Here is a 4,343-nt window from a genome sequence, read left to right as displayed (position 1 = left end):
GCCCCGACCCCGTGCGGCCGCCGGAGCGGCGGGCCCGGCTGGGGGCCGGAGCGGCCGCCGCCGGGGGAGCGGCGCTGCTGGTGCTGGCCGGCGTACTGGCCCGGCGTCCGCGTGCCGCCCGCCGGGATAGGGTCGGGTAACTGTGGCCACCAAGAACATTCCAGACCCCGGTTTCTCCGACGACGACGGCACCGCCGATCCCCGGCTGAGCGCGGCCCTCGCCGCCTGGGCCGCCGACCGCGCGGCCGAACCGCAGCTGCTCGCGGCCCTCAAGGAAGCCCGCCTGCTGGTGCCCGTCGTGGCGATGCTCGGCGAGGTCGAGACGGACCCGGAGACCGGCCTCAAGCGCGAGAAGACCAGCGACATGGCCGTGCCGACCCTGACGGCGGGCGACCGGCGGGCCCTGCCCGCCTTCACCTCGATCGCCTCGCTGGCCCTGTGGGACCCGGCCGCCCGGCCCGTCGCCGTCCCGCTGCACCAGGCCCTGGCCGCCGCCGCGCACGAGAAGGCCGACACGATCGTCCTCGACCTGGCCGGCCCCGTGCCCTACCAGCTGACCGGCCCGGCGCTGCTCGCGCTCGCCGAGGGCCGTACGGACGCGGACCCGCTGGCCGCGCCGGCGGTACGGGAAGCGGTACGGGCCGCCGTCGTGGCGGAGCCGGCCGTGCTGCGCGCGCACCTGGTCCCGGGTGGCTCCGGCGCCGACGGGACCCTCGCCGTGCTCCTGGCGGCCGACGCGGACCCGGCCCCCGCGGCCCAGCGGATCGCCGAGGCCCTCGCGGCCGACGTGACCCTGCGGGCCCGCCTGGTCCGGGGCCTGAACATGGCCCTGCTCCCGGCCGACGCCCCGCTCCCGCCGGGCGAACCGCTCTTCACGCGCTGAGGCGCGTACGCGCGTACGCGAAGGGGCGCCCGCCGACCACCGGCGGGCGCCCCTTCACGTACGTACGAGGTACTCCGCCGGGCGGCGTACCGGAACCGGCTCTAGGCGTAGACCGGGCCCGTGAACTTCTCGCCCGGTCCCTGGCCGGGCTCGTCCTGGACGAGGGAGGCCTCGCGGAAGGCGAGCTGGAGCGACTTCAGGCCGTCGCGCAGCGGCGCCGCGTGGAAGGAGCTGATCTCGGTGGCGCTGGCGGTGACCAGACCGGCCAGGGCGGTGATCAGCTTGCGGGCCTCGTCGAGGTCCTTGTGCTCGGAGTCGGGCTTGTCCAGGCCCAGGTTGACCGCGGCGGCGCTCAGCAGGTGGACGGCCACCGTGGTGATGACCTCGACGGCGGGCACGTCCGCGATGTCGCGGGTCATGTCGTCGTAGTCGGGAGCGTCCGGGGCGGAAGACGGGGAATCGGAGGGCGTCGCTTCAGTCATGCGTCCCACGATATGCCGTGCGGCGGCCTTGCAACGCGGGTGCTAGTATGTACTTCGACCGGCCGGACACCTGTGTGCCCGGCCCACAAGTGGAGGCTCCGATCTCCCACCCGACCACCCTCCGGGGAGGCGGGTCATCCGGTCAGGCGGTATCCATCGTTCCGTACGGACGATGGAAAGCTGCCCGAGTTTGCGCCCCGCGGTTCGCACGCGGCGGTGCTCCGGTTGTTTTGGAGCCCCTGCCTGTGCCCGGCGGGGCTTTTTTCATTCTCCGCCGCGGTAGGTCTGACGACAGAAGACGTCAGCGGCTGTCTGCCAGGCAGCCGTGTGGTGCTACCGAGGAGGATCCATCAGCACCGAGCCCCGCATCAACGATCGGATTCGTGTCCCTGAGGTGCGACTCGTCGGTCCCAGCGGCGAACAGGTGGGCATCGTCCCGCTTGCGAAGGCGCTTGAGCTCGCGCAGGAGTACGACCTGGACCTGGTCGAGGTCGCGGCCTCCGCACGCCCGCCGGTCTGCAAGCTCATGGACTACGGCAAGTTCAAGTACGAGTCGGCCATGAAGGCCCGTGAGGCGCGCAAGAACCAGGCGCACACGGTCATCAAGGAAATGAAGCTCCGGCCGAAGATCGACCCGCACGACTATGACACCAAGAAGGGTCACGTCGTTCGGTTCCTCAAGCAGGGCGACAAGGTCAAGATCACGATCATGTTCCGTGGTCGCGAGCAGTCGCGACCGGAGCTCGGCTACCGCCTGCTCCAGCGCCTCGCTTCGGACGTCGAGGACCTCGGGTTCATCGAGTCGAACCCGAAGCAGGACGGCCGCAACATGATCATGGTCCTCGGTCCGCACAAGAAGAAGACCGAGGCGATGGCCGAAGCCCGCGAGGCGCAGGCCGCCCGCAAGGCCGAGCGCCAGGGTGTCGCCGCCACCGACGACGAGGTGACTCCTTCCGAGGAGGACGCCCCGGTCGAGGCGGAGACCACCGAGGCCGCTGAGGCCGCTGAGGTCACCGAGGCCGCCGCCGACGAGGCGAACGCCGAGGCCTGATTCCGGGGCAGCCCGTCTCGGATCACCGACACAACATGACGCTCCCGTCAGCCGGTCCCCCAGGGACCGGTGGGAGCGCCACCGACGAGGAGATAACGGCGCCATGCCGAAGAACAAGACGCACAGCGGTACCAAGAAGCGCTTCAAGGTCACCGGCTCCGGCAAGGTGCTCCGCGAGCGCGCCGGCAAGCGCCACCTGCTCGAGCACAAGTCGTCCCGTGTCACCCGTCGCCTCACCGGCAACGCGGAGATGGCCCCCGGCGACGCCGCGAAGATCAAGAAGCTTCTCGGCATCTGATGCCCTCCGCTCCCCTCGCCGGGAGCGGACGGACGTCAAGACCGGGACCCCATCGAATTCGGGCCGTGTGAAGACATCCACGGCCCCGCTACAAGGAGTTAAAAAGTGGCACGCGTCAAGCGGGCAGTAAACGCCCACAAGAAGCGCCGGGCGATCCTCGAGGCGGCCTCCGGCTACCGCGGTCAGCGTTCGCGCCTGTACCGCAAGGCCAAGGAGCAGGTCACCCACTCGCTGGTCTACAACTTCAACGACCGCAAGAAGCGCAAGGGCGACTTCCGTCAGCTGTGGATCCAGCGCATCAACGCCGCTGCCCGCCAGAACGGCATGACGTACAACCGCCTCATCCAGGGTCTGAAGGCCGCCAACATCGAGGTGGACCGCAAGATCCTCGCGGAGCTGGCCGTCAACGACGCCAACGCCTTCGCCGCGCTCGTCGAGGTTGCCCAGAAGGCGCTTCCGGCCGACGTCAACGCCCCCAAGGCCGCTGCCTAAGGGCTAGCCGGCCCGCTCCACGCGGCCGGCCCCCACGGACCCGCAGGCGATTCGCCTGCGGGTCCGTGTGCTTTCACCCCGCCCGCCCCCGGAACCCCCAGAGAGAACCGCAGACACCATGGGTTACCCCGACGAGCTGATCTCCCCCCGATCCCCGCGGGTGGCCGCCGCCAGGCGCCTGGCGCGGCGCAACTTCCGCACCAAGGAGCGCCGGTTCATCGCCGAGGGGCCGCAGGCGGTCCGCGAGGCCGTCGAGCACCGTGGGTCCCAGGGCGCGACCCTGATCGAGCTGTTCGCCACCGTCGAGGCCGCCGAGCGCTACGCCGACATCGTCGAGGCCGCCCTGCTGGCCGGCGCGCGCGTGCACTACGCCTCGGACGAGGTGCTGGCCGAGGTGTCGCAGACGGTCACCCCCCAGGGCCTGGTGGGTGTCTGCCACTTCCTCGACTCGCCCTTCGAGGAGATCCTCAAGGCGCGCCCCCGCCTGGTGGCCGTCCTCGCGCACGTCCGTGACCCCGGCAACGCCGGCACGGTGCTGCGCTGCGCGGACGCCGCGGGCGCCGACGCGGTGGTGCTGACCGACGCCTCCGTCGACCTGTACAACCCGAAGTCGGTACGGGCCTCCGTGGGCTCCCTCTTCCACCTCCCGGTGGCCGTCGGCGTCCCGGTGGAGCAGGCGGTGGAGGGGCTGCGGGCTGCGGGCGTACGGATCCTCGCGGCCGACGGGGCCGGTACGGACGACCTCGACTCCGAGCTGGACGCGGGCACCATGGGCACCCCCTCGGCCTGGGTCTTCGGCAACGAGGCCTGGGGCCTGCCCGAGGAGACCCGCGCGCTCGCGGACGCCGTCGTACGGGTCCCGATCCACGGCAAGGCCGAGAGCCTGAACCTCGCCACGGCCGCCGCCGTGTGCCTGTACGCGTCCGCGCGTGCACAGCGGGCGCCCGGAGGGTGCCGCTCCGTGACCCCCAGCTAGTAATGTGGCCGCCCGGGGGGCCCACTGCGCTACTCGGAGATGTGGGGTACGGGGAAATGACCGTCGGTACGAACAGCTCGCAGGAGGCCGCGGGCGCGGCCGAGGAGCGGCTGCGGGACGCCCCCGGGCCCGCGGGCCCCGGCCCGGCGGGATCCGCGCCC

The 4,343-nt window shown here is 71.8% G+C and carries 6 protein-coding genes; 5 read left to right on the top strand and 1 reads right to left on the bottom strand.

Going from position 1 to position 4,343, the window contains the following annotated elements; translation table 11 throughout:
• Positions 1-142 precede the first annotated feature (142 nt).
• Positions 143-883 (top strand): SseB family protein, encoded by a 741-nt coding sequence (locus ACEPPI_RS39985; RefSeq protein ID WP_373920157.1) that lies wholly within the window; start codon positions 143-145, stop codon positions 881-883.
• 101 nt (positions 884-984) lie between these two features.
• Here the strand turns inward: ACEPPI_RS39985 and ACEPPI_RS39980 are convergent, their stop codons facing one another.
• Positions 985-1,365, bottom strand: a complete 381-nt coding sequence (locus tag ACEPPI_RS39980; protein WP_030233712.1) for a DUF1844 domain-containing protein — start codon at positions 1,363-1,365, stop codon at positions 985-987.
• Between the two features lie 325 nt (positions 1,366-1,690).
• Between ACEPPI_RS39980 and infC the strand changes: the two genes are divergently transcribed.
• The 4 genes from infC to ACEPPI_RS39960 all read left to right on the top strand — a co-directional run bounded on the left by infC (position 1,691) and on the right by ACEPPI_RS39960 (position 4,182).
• Entirely contained in the window at positions 1,691-2,416 is a 726-nt protein-coding gene (gene infC / locus ACEPPI_RS39975; protein ID WP_371679348.1) for a translation initiation factor IF-3, read from the top strand.
• A 103-nt stretch (positions 2,417-2,519) separates the two neighbouring features.
• The gene (gene rpmI / locus ACEPPI_RS39970; RefSeq protein ID WP_030012385.1) at positions 2,520-2,714 is read left to right on the top strand and encodes a 50S ribosomal protein L35; all 195 of its coding nucleotides are present in this window, start codon (positions 2,520-2,522) and stop codon (positions 2,712-2,714) included.
• Positions 2,715-2,819: 105 nt separating this feature from the next.
• On the top strand, positions 2,820-3,206 hold the full coding sequence (gene rplT / locus ACEPPI_RS39965; RefSeq protein WP_007263143.1) for a 50S ribosomal protein L20: 387 nt from the start codon (positions 2,820-2,822) through the stop codon (positions 3,204-3,206).
• A 118-nt stretch (positions 3,207-3,324) separates the two neighbouring features.
• Positions 3,325-4,182: an RNA methyltransferase gene (locus ACEPPI_RS39960; RefSeq protein ID WP_030233719.1), complete on the top strand. Its 858-nt coding sequence runs from the start codon at positions 3,325-3,327 to the stop codon at positions 4,180-4,182.
• The last annotated feature ends 161 nt before the right edge of the window (positions 4,183-4,343 follow it).

It is taken from the genome of Streptomyces sp. AB3(2024), assembly GCF_041862025.1.
In the GTDB taxonomy this organism is placed as follows: domain Bacteria; phylum Actinomycetota; class Actinomycetes; order Streptomycetales; family Streptomycetaceae; genus Streptomyces.
The sequence above is the reverse complement of the archived record's forward strand: the minus strand, read 5'-3'. Positions and strand labels throughout refer to the sequence as shown.

Bases quoted from the DNA above. Each gene is read 5' to 3' on its own strand.
- ACEPPI_RS39980 (WP_030233712.1), bottom strand. From the start codon at position 1,365: ATGACTGAAGCGACGCCCTCCGATTCCCCGTCTTCCGCCCCGGACGCT.
- rpmI (WP_030012385.1), top strand. From the start codon at position 2,520: ATGCCGAAGAACAAGACGCACAGCGGTACCAAGAAGCGCTTCAAGGTC.
- ACEPPI_RS39960 (WP_030233719.1), top strand. From the start codon at position 3,325: ATGGGTTACCCCGACGAGCTGATCTCCCCCCGATCCCCGCGGGTGGCC.